We start from the raw sequence: 18,430 nt of genomic DNA on the forward strand, positions 1-18,430 counted from the left end.
CCTTGCGGTGGCGTTGATGCTTATGCGGCGAGATTAATCATCCAGGAAGCTACGCAGCACTTCAGAACGGCTCGGGTGACGCAATTTACGCAGCGCCTTCGCTTCGATCTGACGGATACGTTCGCGGGTAACGTCAAACTGTTTACCCACTTCTTCCAGCGTATGGTCGGTGTTCATATCGATACCGAAACGCATACGCAGCACTTTTGCTTCACGCGCCGTCAGGCCAGCCAGCACGTCGTGCGTTGCGGCACGCAGGCTCTCGGTGGTGGCAGAGTCCAGCGGCAGCTCGAGGGTGGTATCCTCGATGAAATCTCCCAGATGCGAATCTTCATCGTCGCCGATCGGCGTTTCCATGGAGATAGGCTCTTTGGCGATCTTCAGCACTTTACGGATCTTGTCTTCCGGCATCAGCATGCGCTCGGCCAGCTCTTCTGGCGTCGGCTCGCGACCCATTTCTTGCAGCATCTGGCGGGAGATACGGTTGAGTTTGTTGATGGTCTCAATCATATGCACCGGAATACGGATGGTGCGCGCCTGATCCGCGATAGAGCGGGTGATCGCCTGGCGAATCCACCAGGTGGCATAGGTGGAGAATTTGTAACCACGACGGTATTCGAACTTGTCTACCGCTTTCATCAGACCGATGTTGCCTTCCTGAATCAGATCCAGGAATTGCAGACCACGGTTGGTGTATTTTTTGGCGATAGAGATAACCAGACGCAAGTTCGCTTCAACCATCTCTTTCTTCGCACGGCGGGCTTTCGCTTCGCCGATGGACATGCGACGGTTGATGTCTTTTACCTGCTCGATGGTCAGGCCGGTTTCTTCTTCAATCTGTTGCAGTTTTTGCAGGCTGCGCTGAACGTCTTCAGTGACATCGTGCAGCTTTTCGGACCACGGTTTGTTCATCGCAATGGCGGCATTGAACCAGGTTTCGCTGGTTTCGTTGCCGGTGAACAGGGTGATGAAGTTTTTCTTCGGCATTTTGCACTGCTCAACGCAGAGCTTCATGATCAGGCGTTCTTGCGTGCGAACGCGATCCATCATGACGCGCATGCTGTTCACCAGGTAGTCGAACTGCTTCGGCACCAGGCGGAACTGCTTAAACACTTCAGACAGCTTCAGAATTTCGGTCTGCGCATCGGCGTGGCTGCGACCTTTCGCTTTGATGGTGTCACGGGTGACTTCGTACTGCGTACGCAGCTCTGCGAATTTTTCGCGCGCCAGTTCCGGGTCGATGCTGTTGTCGTCATCGCTGCTGTCGTCGTCTTCTTCTTCGTCTTCATCATCGTCGTCGTCCATCTCTTCCTGAGAGAGTTCAGAACCGACGTGCGTGGCGGTAGGCGCCATATCTTCTTCAGCGTTCGGGTCAACAAAGCCGGTGATCAGATCTGACAGGCGAGCTTCTTCGGCTTCAACGCGATCGTACTGTTCAAGTAGATAAGTAATCGCTTCCGGGTATTCGGCAACGGAGCATTGAACCTGGTTGATCCCGTCTTCGATACGTTTAGCGATGTCGATTTCGCCTTCACGGGTTAACAGTTCAACCGTACCCATCTCACGCATGTACATGCGTACCGGGTCAGTGGTACGACCGATTTCAGATTCAACACTGGATAAAACTTGAGCAGCAGCTTCTTCCGCGTCTTCGTCGGTGTTGTTGGTGTTTTCAGCAAGCAGCAGATCATCGGCATCCGGTGCTTCTTCCATCACCTGAATACCCATGTCGTTGATCATTTGGATGATGTCTTCGATTTGATCTGAATCGACGATATCTTCCGGCAGATGGTCATTGACCTCGGCATAGGTCAGATAGCCTTGCTCCTTACCACGGGTGACAAGAAGCTTCAGCTGTGACTGCGGGTTTTGCTCCATAAGACGGTATCCACACTTATTTCGTTTGATTGGTGTCGGCGGTGTATCTGCCAACCTTTAAAGCGAGGGCGTACTTATATTTTTGCCGCTGCCTCTCAGTGCGGCTGTCGGGGGCTTCCCGATCGCTATTCGGCACTTAAGCCGTTAAATACGTCATCCTTCAAGTTGTCTCTGCGTTAGCTGCATTCTCTTGCTGCCTTAATACAACTTGAACGATTTTGTCTATCAATTCATTTTTTGGCCAGTTCCTGGTTCAGCGTCCAGAGTTCCCGGCGTTCTTCGTTGCTTAAACCGTGTGTGCGATCGCGAGCAATCAACTCTTCCTGGCGCAGCTTAAGCATCGAATCAAACATATGGTTGAGTGAGTCGGTGAAGGTTTTTTCAGCAATGTCCTTATCAGCTATATCGTCCCACATCGACAATTTTTCAAGGGTCGCAGCACTATTTGTGCCGCGATAATGTTCTAAAAGTTGGCCGGTGGTCAGACCTGGTTGAGACAAACAAGTGTTGACCAGTTCTTCAAATAAGCCAAGCCCGGGCAGCTTTTTTTGATCCAGACCGCCTAGCGGTGGTACTAACGGCGCCAAATCCGGGTTTTGTACCAGTAACCCTATAAGTATACGCATGGTCGTGCGTTTTAGCTGCGGAGCTGGGCGTACCGTGCCACTTTCTGCCTGTTTTGGCATTAAGCGGTCAAGCTGGCTATCGTCAAAGATGCCTAATTTCAGCCCCAGCATCTGTCGTAGCTGGATCCTGTGCGTATCTCCGGGAACCTGGTTAATCAGCGGCAGCGCCAGCGCGGCAAGCTGCGTACTTCCATCCGGCGTACTCAAATCAACCTGCGGCAAGAGGCTATTGAAGAGAAACAGAGAGAGCGGCAGAGCCTGCTCCATCCGTGCTTCGAATGCTTCTTTGCCCTCTTTACGCACCAGCGTATCCGGGTCTTCGCCATCAGGCAGGAACATAAAACGCAACTGCCGTCCGTCGGTGATATAGGGCATTGCCGTTTCAAGCGCTCGCCATGCCGCATCGCGTCCAGCCCGATCGCCGTCATAACAGCAAATCACATTGTTAGTCGCCCGGAATAACATGTGGATATGGTCGGCTGTTGTCGATGTCCCCAACGATGCCACGGCGTAGTTAATGTCGTACTGCGCCAGCGCGACAACGTCCATATAGCCTTCAACAACAAGCAGTCGCTGTGGTTCAGCGTTATGTTGCTGAGCTTCATAAAGGCCATACAGCTGTCGACCTTTATGGAAAATATCGGTTTCCGGGGAGTTCAGGTATTTCGGCGTATCGTTACCGAGTACGCGACCACCAAAACCAATCACCCGTCCTCGTTTATCGCGAATCGGGAACATCACCCGATTACGGAAACGGTCATAGGTTCTGCCCTGGTCATTGTTGACCAGCATTCCGGCATCCAGTAACAGCGCTCTGTTGTCGCTATTATTACCGAAACGTTTTAATGCGTTATCCCAGCCTGGCGGAGCGAAACCAATCGCGAAGCGTTGAACGATTTCAGCGCTAAGGCCGCGTTTTTGCAGATATTGGCGCGCAGGCTCTGCTGTGGGATGGGCGAGCGACTGTTGATAAAACGCATTCAGCCCGTCCATTAACTGATAGAGGTTTTGCCGTTGATGGCGCTCTATCTGGCTAAGACCTGTCCCTGCTTCGTAGGGAATTTCCAGGTTGTGCATTGCAGCCAGTTCTTCGACGGTTTCCACGAAATCGAGCTTGTCGTAGTTCATGAGGAAATCGATCGCGTTGCCGTGTGCGCCGCAGCCAAAGCAGTGGTAAAACTGTTTTTCACCGTTCACGGTGAAAGAGGGGGTTTTTTCGTTATGGAACGGACAGCACGCGTGAAAATTCTTGCCCTGCTTTTTCAGCTTCACCCGCGCATCGATCAGATCGATGATGTCGGTGCGTGCCAGCAGGTCATTGATAAATACGCGTGGGATTCGTCCAGCCATATGCCCCTTTTATACACTTCATCTTTCAGGCGCCGCTTTGCCGCATCCTGAATGATTTTGTATATATGCCAATGCATAAACGAAAATAAGCCGCGCATTCCTTTCGGAAGCACGGCCTTACAACTACAACTCGGTCTGAATCGAGAGCTTACGCCCTCAACGCATTAGTACAGACGAGTGCGGCGTGCGTTTTCGCGAGCCAGTTTCTTCGCGTGACGTTTCACTGCTGAAGCTTTAGCGCGCTTACGTTCGGTAGTCGGTTTTTCATAGAACTCACGACGACGAACTTCCGCCAGAACACCTGCTTTCTCACAGGAACGCTTGAAGCGACGCAGAGCTACGTCGAACGGCTCGTTTTCACGTACTTTAATTACCGGCATGTGCCTCTCACCTTTGATTAAATCGGTTTGCCGCTGGCATCAGCGCCAGCTTATTTCAAAATGGTGCGGAATTTTACTGCAATTGCTGCTGCTTTGTAAAGCACCGACGCCTTTTTTGAAAGGGACTTTTATAAGGGTGAGGAGTATACACGAGGCTGTCGTCAGGGGCGAACAAAGTTTTACATCAACCCGCATTGGCCCTACACTGCGCGGTATCAGAGTGAGGTAAAACAAGTCATGCGTGTACTGGGTATTGAGACATCCTGCGATGAAACCGGCATCGCTATTTACGACGACGAAAAAGGTCTGTTAGCCAACCAATTGTATAGTCAGGTGAAATTGCACGCTGACTACGGCGGCGTAGTGCCTGAACTGGCCTCGCGCGACCACGTACGCAAGACCGTGCCGCTGATCCAGGCGGCGTTGAAAGAGTCGGGTCTGACGGCGAAAGAGATTGATGCCGTGGCCTATACCGCAGGGCCGGGTCTGGTGGGGGCGCTGCTGGTCGGCGCGACCGTTGGCCGTTCGCTGGCGTTTGCCTGGAATGTTCCGGCGATTCCGGTACACCATATGGAAGGGCACCTGCTGGCGCCGATGCTGGAAGACAATCCGCCGGAATTTCCGTTCGTGGCGCTGCTGGTCTCCGGCGGTCATACCCAACTTATCAGCGTGACCGGGATTGGTCAGTATGCGCTGTTAGGCGAATCCATTGACGATGCGGCCGGTGAAGCGTTTGATAAAACCGCCAAACTGCTGGGACTGGATTACCCTGGCGGCCCGATGCTGTCGAAAATGGCGGCGCAGGGCACCGCAGGGCGTTTCGTCTTTCCGCGTCCGATGACCGACCGTCCTGGGCTGGATTTCAGCTTCTCCGGGCTGAAAACGTTCGCCGCAAACACGATCCGCAGCAACGGTGATGATGAACAGACCCGCGCCGATATTGCCCGTGCGTTTGAAGATGCGGTGGTGGATACGCTGATGATCAAGTGTAAGCGAGCGCTGGATCAGACCGGCTTTAAGCGTCTGGTGATGGCCGGCGGGGTGAGCGCCAACCGCACGCTGCGTGTGAAGCTGGCGGAAATGATGCAAAAACGGCGTGGCGAAGTGTTCTACGCGCGGCCAGAGTTTTGCACCGATAACGGCGCGATGATCGCCTACGCCGGTATGGTGCGCTTCAAAGCCGGCGCAACGGCGGATTTAGGCGTGAGCGTGCGTCCTCGCTGGCCGCTGGCGGAGTTGCCTGCGGCGTGATTTTTTGCCCGGTGGCGGCTTCGCTTACCGGGCTTACAATACCGTAGGCCGGGTCAGGCGAAGCCGCCTCCCGGCGATAAAAAACGCTATACCCGCAACATCCCTTTATCTTCCAGAAACGCAATAATCGTCGCCAGGCCGTCACCGGTTTTCAGGTTGGTAAACGCCCACGGCCGATCCCCGCGCATACGCATTGTATCGCGCGCCATCACCTCCAGCGATGCGCCCACATACGGCGCCAGATCCGTTTTGTTGATCACCAGAAAATCGGATTTGGTGATCCCCGGCCCGCCTTTACGCGGGATCTTCTCGCCTTCGGCCACGTCGATCACATAGATCGTCAGATCGGCCAGCTCCGGGCTGAAGGTGGCGCTCAGGTTATCGCCGCCGCTCTCGACAAAGATCAGATCCAGGTTGCCGAATGTCTCGCTTAATGCTTCCACCGCCGCCAGGTTCATTGAGGCGTCTTCGCGAATGGCGGTATGCGGACAACCGCCGGTTTCCACGCCGACAATCCTTTCCGGCGCCAGCGCGCCCGCTTCGGTAAGAATGCGCTGATCCTCTTTGGTATAAATATCGTTAGTCACCACCGCCAGTTGATACGTATCGCGCATCGCTTTGCATAACGCTTCCAGCAGGGCGGTTTTACCGGAACCCACCGGACCGCCCACGCCGACGCGCAGGGGATGTTTATAGTCGTTCATCGTGTCTCCTCAGGAGCGAAATAATCGGCAATATTGTGTTTCGTGACGGGCAGAAGCGATAGCGGCCAGCGGCGTGGATGAGCCCAGATCCGCATCCGGGCGAGCCAGCGCCTGCGCCATACCCTGCGCGTAATGGTCGCAAAGCGAAAGAATGAGCTGCTGCGCCGCCTGTTGTCCGAAGGGCACCAGCTTCACCCCCGCCATCACCGCGCTTTCTAACCAGCTGTAGCCGAGGCTTAACGCCAGATCCGTCAGCGGGATGCGCCAGCGCACGCCCAGCCACGCCATACCGCAGAGCTGGCTGTCGGCAAAAAGCGGACGCCACGTCTGCGGGCAGTCCGGCACCCAGTCCACCACCAGGCGTGTAAACGCCGCCCCCCGGCTACGCTCTTCTTCGCGCAGTTCCCTGGTTTCCCGACAGGCCAGCAGGTATGCGCTCCAGCGGCGAGCGGCGGTAACGTCATTCCGTTCACAGGCGTGGTACAACCGGGCGAAAATCGGCAGGTCGACGGTAAAAAAGTTCTGCTCCAGCTGTTGCGTTTGCCAGTGCGCAAAGTCTTCCGCGTTTTTCACCCAGCCGATCTCCACCGCCCACTCCAGCCCCTGAGACCAGGTAAACGATCCCACCGGTAAACTGCTGCTGGCGAGCTGCATCAGGCGCAGCCGTTGTCTGGCGTCAGTCATCAGTGGGCGTGGCCGTGGTGATGGCTGTGAGATTCGCTGGCATATGCTCCCGCCTCCGGTTCAAAGGGCAGATGCGCGAAAGTCACCTCTAAGCTGAACTGGCGCAGCATGTCGTCGAGTACGTGATCGTGGTGATAGCGCAGCTCGTCAGGCAGAATTTGCAGCGGAACGTGGCGGTTGCCCAGGTGGTAGCAGGCTTTGGCGAGCAGGAATGGATCGGCGCAGCGCACGACCGAAACGGCTTCGTTTGCGGCGATGATCTCCACCACCTCTGCGCCATCTTCCGTACTCAGGCGATCGCCGCCGCGTAACAGCAGACCGCGCGGCAGCAGTAAACCGGCTTCGCGTCCGTCGCCCAGCACTACCTTCGCCCGGCTTTTGACGCGGACATCAATGGGGAGCGTCAGCGTTGCCGTGACGGCGGCGGGCGTTTCAATACGTTGCGTCAGATACAGCATATCGTCTCCTCAAAATAAAAAATAACGCTGGGCCATCGGCAACACGTCTGCCGGTTCGCTGGTGATCGGCTCACCGTCAATGCGCACCTCGTAAGTCTGGGCGTCAACGGTGATGTTGGGTTGCAGGCTGTTGTGGATCATGTCGGCTTTTTTTACCGTCCGGCAGCCTTTCACGACGGCGGTGGCGCTGCGTAAGTTGAGCTGCTGCGCAATGCCGTTTTCAACCGCAGCCTGAGAAAGAAAGGTCAGGCGACAGTGATGACGCGCTGCGCCAAGCGCGCCAAACATCGGCCGGTAATGCACCGGTTGCGGTGTGGGAATCGAGGCGTTGATATCACCCATCGGCGCGCAGACGATCATCCCGCCTTTAATGAGTGTTGCGGGTTTTACGCCAAAAAAGGCCGGAGACCAGAGCACCAGATCCGCCAGCTTTCCGGCCTCAACAGAACCGACCTCATGGGCGATGCCGTGGGTTAACGCCGGGTTTATTGTGTACTTGGCGATGTAGCGTTTTACGCGCTGGTTGTCGTTATCGCCCGTCTCCTCCGCTAACGGGCCGCGTTGTACTTTCATCCGGTGCGCCACCTGCCAGGTTCGCAGAATGACTTCGCCCACTCGTCCCATCGCCTGGGAATCCGACGAGGTCAGGGAAAAGGCGCCGAGATCGTGCAGCACATCTTCGGCGGCGATGGTTTCCCGACGAATACGCGACTCGGCAAACGCCACATCTTCGGCGATATCCGGGTCGAGATGGTGGCAGACCATCAGCATATCGAGATGCTCGTCAATGGTGTTGACGGTATAAGGCAGTGTCGGGTTGGTGGAGGAGGGGAGAATATGGGGATGCGCGCAGGCGGTGATAATATCCGGGGCGTGACCGCCGCCCGCCCCTTCGGTATGAAAAGTATGGATCGTGCGATCGCCAATTGCCGCCAGCGTGTCCTCGACGAAACCGGACTCGTTTAACGTGTCGCTGTGCAGCGCGACCTGAATATCCATCTCTTCAGCTACGGTCAGCGCACAGTCGATCGCCGCAGGCGTCGCGCCCCAGTCCTCGTGGATCTTCAGGCCGATCGCGCCGGCGGCAATCTGCTCACGCAGCGCGTCCGGGTTCGATCCATTCCCTTTGCCGAGAAAACCGATATTCACCGGCAGGCTGTCCGCCGCCTGCAACATGCGGGCGATGTACCACGGGCCAGGCGTACAGGTGGTGGCATTGGTGCCCGCCGCCGGGCCGGTGCCGCCGCCAATCATGGTCGTCACGCCAGAGACCAGCGCCTCTTCCGCCTGCTGCGGGCAGATCCAGTGAATATGCGTGTCCACGCCGCCAGCGGTAACGATCTTTCCTTCACCGGCGATCGCCTCCGTGCCGACGCCAATCGGGATCGTCACGTTGGGCTGAATATCCGGGTTACCGGCTTTGCCGATGGCGAAGATCCTGCCGTCTTTGATGCCGATGTCCGCCTTGACGATCCCCCAGTGATCGACGATCAGCGCGTTGGTGATCACCAGATCCACACACGCGCGAGCACGCATTTGCCCCTGGCCCATACCGTCGCGGATCACTTTACCGCCGCCGAATTTCACCTCTTCGCCGTAGGCCGTGAGATCGTTTTCGACTTCGATCCACAGTTCGGTATCCGCCAGACGCACCCGGTCGCCGGTCGTCGGGCCAAACATGTCGGCATAAGCCTGCCGGGAAATCTCAGTCATTGTCTGCCTCCAGAGAGCCCATTACTTCGCCGCGAAAACCAAAAATACGCTGTGCCCCGGCGACGCGCACCAGTTCGACCTCGCGTTTTTGCCCCGGCTCAAAACGCACTGCCGTGCCTGCGGGGATGTTCAGGCGAAAACCGCGTGCGGCTTGCCTGTCAAAGCGTAATGCGGGGTTGACCTCGTAAAAGTGATAGTGCGATCCGACCTGAACCGGGCGATCGCCATGATTCTCAACCACGATCGTGCAGGTTTCTCTGCCTGTATTGATCGCGATGTTTCCCGTGGAGATCCTGTATTCGCCTGGAATCATGGTTCCTCCTTATACGATCGGGTTATGAACGGTGACCAGTTTCGAGCCGTCTGGAAAGGTGGCTTCAACCTGAATATCCGGGATCATTTCCGGCACGCCCTCCATCACCTGATCGCGGGTCAACACATGGCGACCGTCTTCCATCAGTGACGCCACGCTTTTGCCGTCGCGGGCGCCTTCCATAATGAAAGCGCTGATCAGCGCCACCGATTCCGGGTAGTTCAGCTTCAGTCCACGCGCCAGACGACGCTCCGCCACCAGCGCGGCGGTAAAGAGCAACAGCTTGTCTTTTTCTCTGGGAGTCAGTTCCATAGTGATTCTCTTATGTCTGCCAGATACGGGGCAGGAGTGGCGGTTTTTGGGTCAGTTGTGGTCGTAAGGATTGCCAGACGGCGCGCATAACGCGCTGGATAAGCAGGTTGTCATGCCCGAGGAAGCGCAGGGCCAGCAGTGAATCAATCAGCGTCGCGCCAGCGTAGTCGCCGAGGGGGGCAATTTGCTCGCGTACGCCGTCCAGCATCTTTTCCGTGGCGGGATAACAGAGCAGCGTACCGCTCCAGGGATGTCTGGCGACGGTGTGCAGGTTTCCTCCCTCAAGATGCAGCTTTTCTATTAATAGCGGCGTACCGTCCCGCCATACTTCCAGGCGGTTGCGCAGCGTGCCGTGGCTGAAGGTCTCCTGCATCACCGGTCGCCCCAGACAGAGCAGATCCCAGGCCAGCAGCCGGCTCTCTTGCGCCAGATGAAAGACCGACTGGATGTTAGCGTTCGCGCCGGGAAAAAGGATCGTATCCTGCGGCAGCCACTCCAGCGTGGCCTGCGGGGCGAGATAAAAATCCTGCCGCAGCTGCGCCTGAGGGCCGCGACTGCGGTAAAACTTTCCTGCGCCAGGCTGGGTGATTAATGCGTGGCTGTCTGTTGCAAGCGTGGCGGAAATCGTGAGTTCATCGCCCCCGACAATGCCGCCCGGCGGATGAAGCAAATAGAGGTGGCAAACGTCATCTTCCGGGTAAAACGGACGCTGTACCGTCAGCGGGCCGACGTGTCGCGCCGAAGTGAGCACTGTTTTATGCGCGGCGCGGGTAAACCGCAGATCCAGTTCGGCCTGCCAGCCCCGTGTGAGAGTCTTGTGCGCAACGGTGTCCAGAGCGTTTCCCTTATCAGCGTGAGGGGAGTGCATACAAAAAAGTATGCCTCAGCGCATCGGGAAAACGGTCATACGAGAAGCTTATGGAAAAAAGAGGCGACGTCATGCCGCCCCAACGAGGTTTACAGCAAAACGAGAGGCATCCAGACAAGGCCGGTTATTACCAGCAGAACCAGGAAGATCAGGCCAAAAATAGCACCCAGCCGCCAGTAATCCACCGTCGGCAGATAACCGCTACCGTAGTAGATGGGGCTTGGGCCGGTCGCATAGGGGGTGAGAATGCTGCCCAGACCAATGGCGGCGCCGACCATCAGGCAAAACACCGGTAAGGGGATGTCCGGCATCGCCAGCGCGGCGGCAATCATCATCGGCGCCAGCGCGGAGGTATAAGCGGTGGCGCTGGCAAAAAAGTAGCGTAACAGATAAAACACCACGATGAGCGCGACCATCACCATCATCGGCGAATAGCCGCTTAGCCCGTTTGCCAGCAGTTTGCCAAACCAGGTGATAAAGCCGGTATTGTTCAGTCCGGTGGCGAGCGTAATCAGCGAAGCCAGCCAGAAGAAAACGTTCCATGCCGCTTTATTGCTGACGATGTCATCCCAGGAGATGATGCGTAATACCAGCATCAATGCCACCACGCTATAACCGACCATTGCGGCATCAATGTAATCGCCGCCGAAGATCCACAGCACCAGCGCGCCGACCATCAGCACCAGCATCTTTTTCTCGCGCGAGCAGAGCGGGCCCATCTCCTTTAGCTCAGCTTCCGCCCAGCGCGGCACCTGGTCGCCCGATTTCAGCACCGGCGGATACAGCACGTAGGCCAGCCACGGAACCAGCAAGACCAGCAGAATGCTTAGCGGCAGCATTCCTGAGAACCAGTCGCCCCAGCTTAGCGCCGTATGGGATGCGCTTTTCATTAGGCCAATCAGCAACAGGTTAGGCGCCATCGCCGTCAGGAAAATGGCGCTGGTAACGCAGTCGGCGGTGATGCCCATCCACATAATATACGAGCCAATGGAGCGGGAACTGGCGTCGTTAGGCTGCGAGTTATAGAGCGGCGGCAGGTTGCGGATAATCGGGTAGATGATCCCGGCGCCGCGCGCGGAGTTAGACGGCGTGACCGGGGCGAGAATCAGCTCGGAAAACATCACCGCATAGCCAAGAAACAGCGTGCGATGGCCCATCTTCTTCACCAGCATCAGCGCAATTCGCCGACCGAGACCGGTTTTTTCATAGCCGGTGCCAAACATAAAGGCGGCGAAAATCAGCCAGATAACCGAGTTAGAAAAACCAGACACCGCCCACGAGAGGGCTTTGGCGGTAAATTTGAAGCCTTCCTGCGCGAGCTGATCGGGGCTGAACAGCAGCCACGGCGACAGAACGGCAATGATCGAAATCCCGATCATCGCCACGACCGCGCCCGGTACAGGTTCCAGAATGAGTCCCACAATGACGCCGGTAAAGACCGCAAAATAGAGCCAGGTGTGGCTCTCAAGACCGGTGGGGACGGGCAAAACAGCAATAATGGCGATGACCACCAGTGGAGCCAGGTATCGCCACCAACCAGATAAAGGTGCCATTGTCGTATCCCTGAGAAAAGGGAGAGGCGTAGCGCCTCTCCTGAAGGGTTATTTGATGTAGTGCACGTACTCGCAGATCTCGTCAACGATGGGACCGCGACGCTCGGCGAACTGTTTTTTGTTGTCGGCGATCAGGTTGTTGCCGTGGGTATCGATAGAGACAATCAGCGGCCCGAACTCTTTCACCCGGCAAACCCACAGCGATTCCGGCATGCCGAGTTCCGTCCAGTGCACCTCTTCTATCTCTTCGACCTGGGTTGCCGCCAGCACCGCGCAGCCAGCCGGGAAGATGACGTGCAGCGCTTTGAATTTCTGGCAGCCTTCTTCGGTCAGCGGCCCCATACCGCCTTTTCCGACCACCAGCTTCACGCCGGTCTGCTCAATGAACTCTTTTTCAAAGGCTTCCATACGCATGCTGGTGGTCGGGCCGACGGAGACCATCTCCCATTTATCACCGTTTTTACGCACAATCGGCCCGGCGTGGAAAATCGCTTTGCCGTTGAGATCGTAAGGAATGGGGCGCTTGAGTTCGATCAGGCGGCGGTGACAAACGTCGCGGCAGGTCACCAGCGTTCCGGTCAGGTAGATCACATCGCCAACGCGGATATCTTCCAGGTCTTCGGCTTTGATCGGGGTAGTGAGGATCTTTTTCATAACGCGCTCCGGGTGTGGGACAGGTTTTCGAAGGAGAGGTCAGAATGAACCAGCAGCGTACCGCGACGGTGCGCCCAGCAGCCGGTGGAGACAGCCACGCCAATGGTTGACGGATGACGGGCGGCGGATTCGATGTGTACGCCCATCACCGAGCTGTTGCCGGTCAGCCCTTGTGGGCCGATTCCCAGGCGGTTTAGCCCTTCTTCCAGCCGCAGCTCAAGCTCTGCTGCCTTTGGATTCGGATGACGGGTGCCTATCGGGCGCAGAATCGCTTTGCGGGAAAGCACGGCGGCGGTTTCGACGGAGGTTGCGATGCCCACGCCGACCAGTACCGGTGGACAGGCATTGACCGCCAGCGTGGAGATGTTTTCAAAGACGAATTTCACCACGCCTTCGTAGCCTTCGGAAGGCATCAGCACTTTGGAACGCCCTGGCAGCGTGCAACCGCCGCCCGCCATATAAACTTCAATTTCCGCATCGTCGCCATCGGGAATAATCTCCCAGGTGACCCACGGCACGCCGCTGCCGGTGTTTTTGCCGGTATTCACTTCGTCGAAGATTTCGACCGCGTTATGGCGTAGCGGCGCTTTTACGGTGGCGTCTTCCACGGCCTGCTTAAGAATACTTTGCAGCTCGCCCAGCAGCGGGAAGCGGGAACCGACCTTCACGAAGAACATAATTTCACCCGTGTCCTGGCAGGCCGGGCGGTTCAGGTCGATTGCTTTCTGCATGTTATCGAACATCGTGTGGTAGATAATGTTTCCCATCGATGAGGTTTCGGCATCACGCAGCTGTTTTAATTTATCGACGACGTCGTCGGGCATTCGGGTGGAGATCATGGCGGTAAAATTAGCGACAATATCCGTCAACGTAGTAACCGCATTTTGGTTATTTTGATTGCTCATCATATCAACTCCAGTTCTTTTATTAATCTGGAAATAAATTCTCTGGAGTAAACTACCACTAAAGGTGTGGTTTTATATTTTTTGTCACTGTGTATATGCAATTAACAGTTCGTGAATCACACTACAGAAAGGTGATGAAAATTGAGCAAAGGCAGGGTTTAACGACGTTAAGAGATTTACACTGCGCGTATTAAAATCACGGATAACCGACAGATGCTGAACAACTATCCCTTAGCCAAAGACCTACAGGTTTTGGTTGAAATTGTCCATACGGGAAGCTTTAGCGCGGCAGCGGCGGCGCTGGGGCAAACGCCCGCGTTCGTGACGAAACGGATTCAGATTCTTGAGACAACCCTTGCCACCACGCTGTTGAACCGCTCGGCAAGAGGTGTTGCGCTGACGGAAAGCGGGCAACGCTGCTATGAACATGCGCTGAAGCTCCTCACGCACTATCAGCGGCTGGTGGATGAGGTGACGCAAATTAAAACGCGCCCGGAGGGAATGATTCGCATTGGCTGTAGTTTTGGTTTTGGCCGCAGTTATATTGCACCTGCCATTACCGACCTGATGCGCAATTATCCTGAATTACAGGTTCACTTTGAACTCTTCGATCGGCAAATTGATTTGGTACAGGATAATATCGATCTGGATATTCGGATTAACGATGAAATTCCTGATTATTATATTGCGCATTTGTTAACAAAGAATAAAAGAATATTATGCGCGTCTCCCGCATATCTCCAGAAATATCCTGAGCCGAAAACCTTACAAGAATTAAGCGGTCATGATTGTCTGGTGACAAAAGAACGTGATATGACCCACGGCATATGGGAACTGGGGAACGGGCAAGAGAAAAAATCAGTGAAAGTAACCGGACACCTCTCTTCCAATAGCGGTGAAATTGTTTTGCAGTGGGCGCTGGAGGGCAAAGGGATCATGCTGCGTTCAGAGTGGGATGTGCAGCCGTTTCTGGCGAGCGGTAAACTGGTGAGGGTATTGCCGGAGTATGCGCAGAGCGCCAATATCTGGGCGGTCTATCAGGAACCGCTGTACCGCAGCGTAAAGTTACGGGTATGTGTGGAGTTTCTGGCGGCATGGTGCCAGAAGCGACTCGGCAAGCCAGACGAGGGATATCAGGTGGCGTGGTGAACCAATCTGTAGGCCGGATAAGACGCTTTGCGTCGCCATCCGGCGATGCGTATGTGCCCGATGGCGGCTTCGCCTTACCTGGCCTACGGCGTGGTGTAAAAAGCTACTGCGGATCTTTCTCGCGCTTCTTCTTGAGTTTCGTCCAGATCTTCGTCTCCTGACGACGCCACAGGCGCTGGATGTTGTCATGGTGGCGCAGCAAAATCAGGCAAGACAGCATAGAGACCGGGAAGGTGAACTGGGGTTTAAACCACCAGACGTAGAATGGCGCAATCAGCGCGCTGACGATCGCACCCAATGACGAGTAACCGCTCAGTAAGACGGTCAGCAGCCAGGTGCCCGCCATCACGCCAGTTAAGTCCCAGCCGATGGGCGCGATCGCGCCGAATGCGGTCGCGACGCCTTTTCCGCCTTTGAAGCCAAAAAAGACCGGCCAGATGTGCCCCAGACAGGCGGCGATGGCAATCAGGCCCAGCCAGAAAGGGGTTACGCCTAATGCATAAGCGCCCCAGACCGGCAGCATGCCTTTGAGGACGTCGAAAATCAGTACCGCTACGGCTGCTCCCTTGCCCCCTATGCGTAACACATTGGTCGCGCCAGGGTTACCGGAGCCACTCTGACGCGGGTCGGGTAAACCTGCAATGCGGCAGACCAGAATGGCACTGGAAATTGAGCCGCAGAGGTACGCGAAGAGGATCATTCCAGGCGCGATTGCACTCATAAGCTGTTCCGTTTTGAAAATGTCGTGTTAAACGCTACTTCTGTGGATAATACGCATATTTCGCCGGAAGTGGTATCCGGGTTAGCCAAAAAGCAGGCAGGTCGTGATGGATATTGTATTTATAGAGCAACTTTCGGTAATCACCACTATCGGTGTTTACGACTGGGAGCAAACTATCGAACAGAAACTGGTGTTCGATATCGAAATGGCGTGGGACAACCGTAAGTCAGCCAGAAGCGACGACGTTGCGGATTGTCTGAGCTACGCCGACATTGCAGATACGGTAGTCAGCCATGTGGAGGGCGGCCGTTTTGCGTTAGTCGAACGCGTAGCGGAAGAGGTGGCGGATCTGCTGCTCAGCCGCTTTAACTCTCCGTGGGTGCGCATCAAGCTCAGTAAGCCCGGCGCCGTAGCGCGTGCGGCGAATGTTGGCGTTATCATTGAGCGTGGCAATAATCTGAAAGAAAATAATTAACTTCATAGTTTTTAAACCAAACGGCGATATATGGGTCTTAAAGCTGGAGTCATAACTGCTGTTCGTTTTTTTTGATTTAGGGGTTTATTGATGAGCGATATACACTCGCTGCTGGTGGCGGCAATTTTGGGTGTGGTCGAAGGATTGACGGAGTTTTTGCCCGTCTCCAGCACGGGCCATATGATCATTGTCGGTCACCTGTTGGGTTTTGAAGGCGATACGGCAGAGACGTTTGAGGTGGTAATTCAGCTGGGATCGATCCTGGCGGTGGTGGTGATGTTCTGGCGGCGTTTGTTCGGCCTGATCGGCATTCACTTTGGCAAACAACCGCATGAGGGCACCGGAAAAGGGCGCCTGACGTTAGGGCATATTGTGCTGGGGATGATCCCGGCCGTGGTGCTGGGCCTGGTGTTCCATGACACCATTAAGTCTTTGTTTAATCCCGTCAACGTGATGTATGCGCTGGTCGTGGGCGGTCTGCTGCTGATTGCCGCGGAATGCCTGAAGCCGAAAGAGCCGCGCGCGCCGGGCCTGGACGATATGACGTATCGTCAGGCGTTTATGATTGGCTGCTTCCAGTGTCTGGCGCTGTGGCCGGGCTTTTCCCGTTCCGGCGCGACCATTTCCGGTGGGATGTTGATGGGGGTGAGTCGCTATGCCGCATCGGAATTCTCATTCCTGCTGGCCGTTCCGATGATGATGGGCGCGACGGCGTTGGATCTCTACAAGAGCTGGTCGTTCCTGACGGTGGAAGATATCCCCATGTTCGCCGTGGGATTTGTGACTGCGTTCATTGTGGCGCTGATCGCCATCAAAACCTTCCTGCAATTGATTAAGCGTATTTCGTTCATTCCGTTTGCGATTTACCGCTTTATCGTGGCTGCTGCGGTCTACGTTGTTTTCTTCTGATAACGCTTGATGCCGGATGGCGGCGTTTACGCCTTATCCGGCCTACGGTTCGATTTTGTTGCCGGATGGCGGCGTAAATGCCTTATCCGGCCTACGGTTCTATTTTGATGCCGGATGGCGGCGTAAATGCCTTATCCGGCCTACGGTTCGATTTTGATGCTGGATGGGGGTGTAAATGCCTTATCCGGCCTACGGTTCGATTTTGTAGGCCGGATAAGCGGAGCGCCATCCGGCAACAAAACGGTGAGCTTACGCTTCGGGTTTCGGGCAACGCCGTTCCTTCCAGTTCGCCACCGCTGCAATTCGCCGTCTGGTGAGTTCTTCGCGGATCTCCGCGCCTTTAAAGCCTGCCTCCAGCACCTCTTTTGTCGGCACCGCCTGTGCGACCTGCCACGCTTCGCGCAGCCAGCGACCTTGCGGATAGTCAGACGCCTCAAAACCGGTACGACCGCGCACGTCGGCCTCGCTGGTCAGGGCGATTTGCTCTACGCGCTGCGGCTTACGCCAGGCGTCAATCGAATCGAACAGCTTCACGATCGTTTTCGGCTGCAAAATCGGGAAGGTATGGATGAGATCGTGGAATTCCGCCACCAGTTTGGCTAAATCCCGAATCTCATTCGGCACGCGCAGACGCTGGCATAACTGCTCGACCAGCTTTACGCCTGCCGGGCCGTGACCATGATGGCGCGGCCAGAGCGCTTTGGGCGTCAACCCTTTGCCAAGGTCGTGACAGAGCGTGGCGAAACGCACATCAACGTTCGGGCTGAGCATGGCGGCCATTGATAACGTCATCAATGTGTGGATGCCGGTATCGATTTCCGGGTGCCACTTTGCCGGAGCCGGAACGCCAAACAGCGCGTCCACTTCCGGGAACAGAACGCGTAGCGCGCCGCAGTCGCGCAGCACCTGAAAGAAAACCTGCGGATTGCGCGTGGTTAAGGCGTTCTCGGTCTCCTTCCATACGCGCTCCGGCGTGAGGTGTTCCAGTTCGCCTGCGGCGGTCATGTCGCGCATCAACGCCAGGGTTTCATCAGCGATGCGGAAACTGAGGTGCGCGTAGCGGGCGGCAAAACGCGCCACGCGCAACACGCGCAGCGGATCTTCGCTAAAGGCGGGGGAAACATGGCGCAGCAGGCGATTGTTCAGATCGCGACGCCCCTGATAGGGGTCGACGATATGGCCGTCGTCATCCTGCGCGAGGGCATTAATGGTGAGGTCGCGACGTTGCAGGTCTTCTTCCAGCGTCACGTCCGGCGCGGCATAGCAGGTAAAGCCGGTATAGCCTGAACCGGATTTACGCTCGGTGCGCGCCAGCGCATACTCTTCACGCGTTTGCGGATGAAGAAACACGGGAAAATCGCGGCCTACCTGCTGGTAGCCCGCGTCAAGCATCTCCTGCGGCGTGGCGCCAACCACCACCCAATCTTTATCTTTGACCGGTAGCCCTAACAACGCATCCCGAACAGCACCACCGACCAGATAAATCTTCACGCCACTTTCCCTTCCTGAAAAAAATCATCCCTTAAT

Annotated in this window: 19 protein-coding genes and 1 pseudogene; 4 read left to right on the forward strand and 16 right to left on the reverse strand. The window is 56.0% G+C overall.

The window, feature by feature from the left end; genetic code table 11:
- Positions 1-33: 33 nt before the first annotated feature.
- From rpoD to rpsU, 3 genes are all read right to left on the reverse strand, one after another.
- A complete protein-coding gene (rpoD, locus tag OGV83_RS16585) occupies positions 34-1,908 on the reverse strand; it encodes an RNA polymerase sigma factor RpoD (protein ID WP_256372597.1) in 1,875 nt (624 codons plus the stop codon).
- A gap of 200 nt (positions 1,909-2,108) precedes the next feature.
- Entirely contained in the window at positions 2,109-3,854 is a 1,746-nt protein-coding gene (dnaG, locus tag OGV83_RS16590; protein WP_012135203.1) for a DNA primase, read from the reverse strand.
- A 164-nt stretch (positions 3,855-4,018) separates the two neighbouring features.
- Positions 4,019-4,234: a 30S ribosomal protein S21 gene (rpsU, locus tag OGV83_RS16595; RefSeq protein WP_001144069.1), complete on the reverse strand. Its 216-nt coding sequence runs from the start codon at positions 4,232-4,234 to the stop codon at positions 4,019-4,021.
- Positions 4,235-4,471: 237 nt separating this feature from the next.
- Between rpsU and tsaD the strand changes: the two genes are divergently transcribed.
- A complete protein-coding gene (gene tsaD / locus OGV83_RS16600) occupies positions 4,472-5,485 on the forward strand; it encodes a tRNA (adenosine(37)-N6)-threonylcarbamoyltransferase complex transferase subunit TsaD (protein WP_115608823.1) in 1,014 nt (337 codons plus the stop codon).
- An 86-nt stretch (positions 5,486-5,571) separates the two neighbouring features.
- On the opposite strand, the gene ureG is transcribed toward tsaD, so the two are convergent.
- The 10 genes from ureG to ttdA form a co-directional block, all read right to left on the reverse strand.
- Positions 5,572-6,189 (reverse strand): urease accessory protein UreG, encoded by a 618-nt coding sequence (gene ureG, locus OGV83_RS16605; RefSeq protein ID WP_012135199.1) that lies wholly within the window; start codon positions 6,187-6,189, stop codon positions 5,572-5,574.
- Positions 6,190-6,198: 9 nt separating this feature from the next.
- On the reverse strand, positions 6,199-6,873 hold the full coding sequence (locus OGV83_RS16610) for an urease accessory protein UreF (RefSeq protein WP_047461132.1): 675 nt from the start codon (positions 6,871-6,873) through the stop codon (positions 6,199-6,201).
- Positions 6,873-7,331 carry an urease accessory protein UreE gene (gene ureE / locus OGV83_RS16615; protein ID WP_286464107.1) on the reverse strand — a complete coding sequence of 153 codons (459 nt, stop codon included), beginning with the start codon at positions 7,329-7,331 and terminating at the stop codon, positions 6,873-6,875. The genes OGV83_RS16610 and ureE overlap by 1 nt, the downstream gene beginning before the upstream one ends.
- 9 nt (positions 7,332-7,340) lie before the next feature.
- Positions 7,341-9,044, reverse strand: a complete 1,704-nt coding sequence (gene ureC, locus OGV83_RS16620; RefSeq protein WP_012135196.1) for an urease subunit alpha — start codon at positions 9,042-9,044, stop codon at positions 7,341-7,343.
- The gene (locus tag OGV83_RS16625) at positions 9,037-9,357 is read right to left on the reverse strand and encodes an urease subunit beta (protein ID WP_012135195.1); all 321 of its coding nucleotides are present in this window, start codon (positions 9,355-9,357) and stop codon (positions 9,037-9,039) included. The genes ureC and OGV83_RS16625 overlap by 8 nt, the downstream gene beginning before the upstream one ends.
- A 9-nt stretch (positions 9,358-9,366) precedes the next feature.
- A complete protein-coding gene (locus tag OGV83_RS16630) occupies positions 9,367-9,669 on the reverse strand; it encodes an urease subunit gamma (RefSeq protein ID WP_042289336.1) in 303 nt (100 codons plus the stop codon).
- Positions 9,670-9,679: 10 nt separating this feature from the next.
- Positions 9,680-10,537, reverse strand: coding sequence for an urease accessory protein UreD (locus tag OGV83_RS16635; RefSeq protein ID WP_286464110.1), 858 nt, complete (start codon positions 10,535-10,537; stop codon positions 9,680-9,682).
- An 89-nt stretch (positions 10,538-10,626) separates the two neighbouring features.
- Complete coding sequence (locus tag OGV83_RS16640) at positions 10,627-12,090, reverse strand: anion permease (protein WP_058668123.1); 1,464 nt, start codon at positions 12,088-12,090, stop codon at positions 10,627-10,629.
- A 48-nt stretch (positions 12,091-12,138) separates the two neighbouring features.
- On the reverse strand, positions 12,139-12,744 hold the full coding sequence (gene ttdB, locus OGV83_RS16645; protein ID WP_012135191.1) for a L(+)-tartrate dehydratase subunit beta: 606 nt from the start codon (positions 12,742-12,744) through the stop codon (positions 12,139-12,141).
- Positions 12,741-13,652, reverse strand: coding sequence for a L(+)-tartrate dehydratase subunit alpha (ttdA, locus tag OGV83_RS16650; protein ID WP_012135190.1), 912 nt, complete (start codon positions 13,650-13,652; stop codon positions 12,741-12,743). Before ttdA ends, ttdB begins: the two co-directional genes overlap by 4 nt.
- A 210-nt stretch (positions 13,653-13,862) precedes the next feature.
- On the opposite strand from ttdA, the gene ttdR reads away from it, so the two are divergent.
- A complete protein-coding gene (gene ttdR / locus OGV83_RS16655; protein ID WP_012135189.1) occupies positions 13,863-14,798 on the forward strand; it encodes an L-tartrate utilization transcriptional activator TtdR in 936 nt (311 codons plus the stop codon).
- 103 nt (positions 14,799-14,901) lie between these two features.
- Here the strand turns inward: ttdR and plsY are convergent, their stop codons facing one another.
- Positions 14,902-15,519, reverse strand: a complete 618-nt coding sequence (plsY, locus tag OGV83_RS16660) for a glycerol-3-phosphate 1-O-acyltransferase PlsY (RefSeq protein WP_012135188.1) — start codon at positions 15,517-15,519, stop codon at positions 14,902-14,904.
- Positions 15,520-15,625: 106 nt separating this feature from the next.
- On the opposite strand from plsY, the gene folB reads away from it, so the two are divergent.
- Positions 15,626-15,994 (forward strand): bifunctional dihydroneopterin aldolase/7,8-dihydroneopterin epimerase, encoded by a 369-nt coding sequence (folB, locus tag OGV83_RS16665; RefSeq protein ID WP_012135187.1) that lies wholly within the window; start codon positions 15,626-15,628, stop codon positions 15,992-15,994.
- Positions 15,995-16,084: 90 nt separating this feature from the next.
- Complete coding sequence (bacA, locus tag OGV83_RS16670) at positions 16,085-16,903, forward strand: undecaprenyl-diphosphate phosphatase (protein ID WP_012135186.1); 819 nt, start codon at positions 16,085-16,087, stop codon at positions 16,901-16,903.
- A gap of 140 nt (positions 16,904-17,043) precedes the next feature.
- Here the strand turns inward: bacA and OGV83_RS21660 are convergent.
- A pseudogene (locus OGV83_RS21660) lies at positions 17,044-17,157 on the reverse strand (hypothetical protein); the annotation flags it as partial.
- Positions 17,153-18,394, reverse strand: a complete 1,242-nt coding sequence (locus OGV83_RS16675) for a multifunctional CCA addition/repair protein (RefSeq protein ID WP_286464112.1) — start codon at positions 18,392-18,394, stop codon at positions 17,153-17,155. The gene OGV83_RS16675 and the pseudogene OGV83_RS21660, both read right to left, overlap by 5 nt.
- Positions 18,395-18,430: the final 36 nt, after the last annotated feature.

The organism is Citrobacter sp. CK189 (assembly GCF_030333505.1).
In the GTDB taxonomy this organism is placed as follows: Bacteria; Pseudomonadota; Gammaproteobacteria; order Enterobacterales; family Enterobacteriaceae; genus Citrobacter_B; species Citrobacter_B koseri.

What these genes read in the sequence shown, in the direction of transcription:
- dnaG (WP_012135203.1), bottom strand. Translation starts at nt 3,854, where the DNA reads ATGGCTGGACGAATCCCACGCGTATTTATCAATGACCTGCTGGCACGC.
- rpsU (WP_001144069.1), bottom strand. Translation starts at nt 4,234, where the DNA reads ATGCCGGTAATTAAAGTACGTGAAAACGAGCCGTTCGACGTAGCTCTG.
- tsaD (WP_115608823.1), top strand. Translation starts at nt 4,472, where the DNA reads ATGCGTGTACTGGGTATTGAGACATCCTGCGATGAAACCGGCATCGCT.
- ureG (WP_012135199.1), bottom strand. Translation starts at nt 6,189, where the DNA reads ATGAACGACTATAAACATCCCCTGCGCGTCGGCGTGGGCGGTCCGGTG.
- OGV83_RS16610 (WP_047461132.1), bottom strand. Translation starts at nt 6,873, where the DNA reads ATGACTGACGCCAGACAACGGCTGCGCCTGATGCAGCTCGCCAGCAGC.
- ureE (WP_286464107.1), bottom strand. Translation starts at nt 7,331, where the DNA reads ATGCTGTATCTGACGCAACGTATTGAAACGCCCGCCGCCGTCACGGCA.
- ureC (WP_012135196.1), bottom strand. Translation starts at nt 9,044, where the DNA reads ATGACTGAGATTTCCCGGCAGGCTTATGCCGACATGTTTGGCCCGACG.
- OGV83_RS16625 (WP_012135195.1), bottom strand. Translation starts at nt 9,357, where the DNA reads ATGATTCCAGGCGAATACAGGATCTCCACGGGAAACATCGCGATCAAT.
- OGV83_RS16630 (WP_042289336.1), bottom strand. Translation starts at nt 9,669, where the DNA reads ATGGAACTGACTCCCAGAGAAAAAGACAAGCTGTTGCTCTTTACCGCC.
- OGV83_RS16635 (WP_286464110.1), bottom strand. Translation starts at nt 10,537, where the DNA reads ATGCACTCCCCTCACGCTGATAAGGGAAACGCTCTGGACACCGTTGCG.
- OGV83_RS16640 (WP_058668123.1), bottom strand. Translation starts at nt 12,090, where the DNA reads ATGGCACCTTTATCTGGTTGGTGGCGATACCTGGCTCCACTGGTGGTC.
- ttdB (WP_012135191.1), bottom strand. Translation starts at nt 12,744, where the DNA reads ATGAAAAAGATCCTCACTACCCCGATCAAAGCCGAAGACCTGGAAGAT.
- ttdA (WP_012135190.1), bottom strand. Translation starts at nt 13,652, where the DNA reads ATGATGAGCAATCAAAATAACCAAAATGCGGTTACTACGTTGACGGAT.
- ttdR (WP_012135189.1), top strand. Translation starts at nt 13,863, where the DNA reads ATGCTGAACAACTATCCCTTAGCCAAAGACCTACAGGTTTTGGTTGAA.
- plsY (WP_012135188.1), bottom strand. Translation starts at nt 15,519, where the DNA reads ATGAGTGCAATCGCGCCTGGAATGATCCTCTTCGCGTACCTCTGCGGC.
- folB (WP_012135187.1), top strand. Translation starts at nt 15,626, where the DNA reads ATGGATATTGTATTTATAGAGCAACTTTCGGTAATCACCACTATCGGT.
- bacA (WP_012135186.1), top strand. Translation starts at nt 16,085, where the DNA reads ATGAGCGATATACACTCGCTGCTGGTGGCGGCAATTTTGGGTGTGGTC.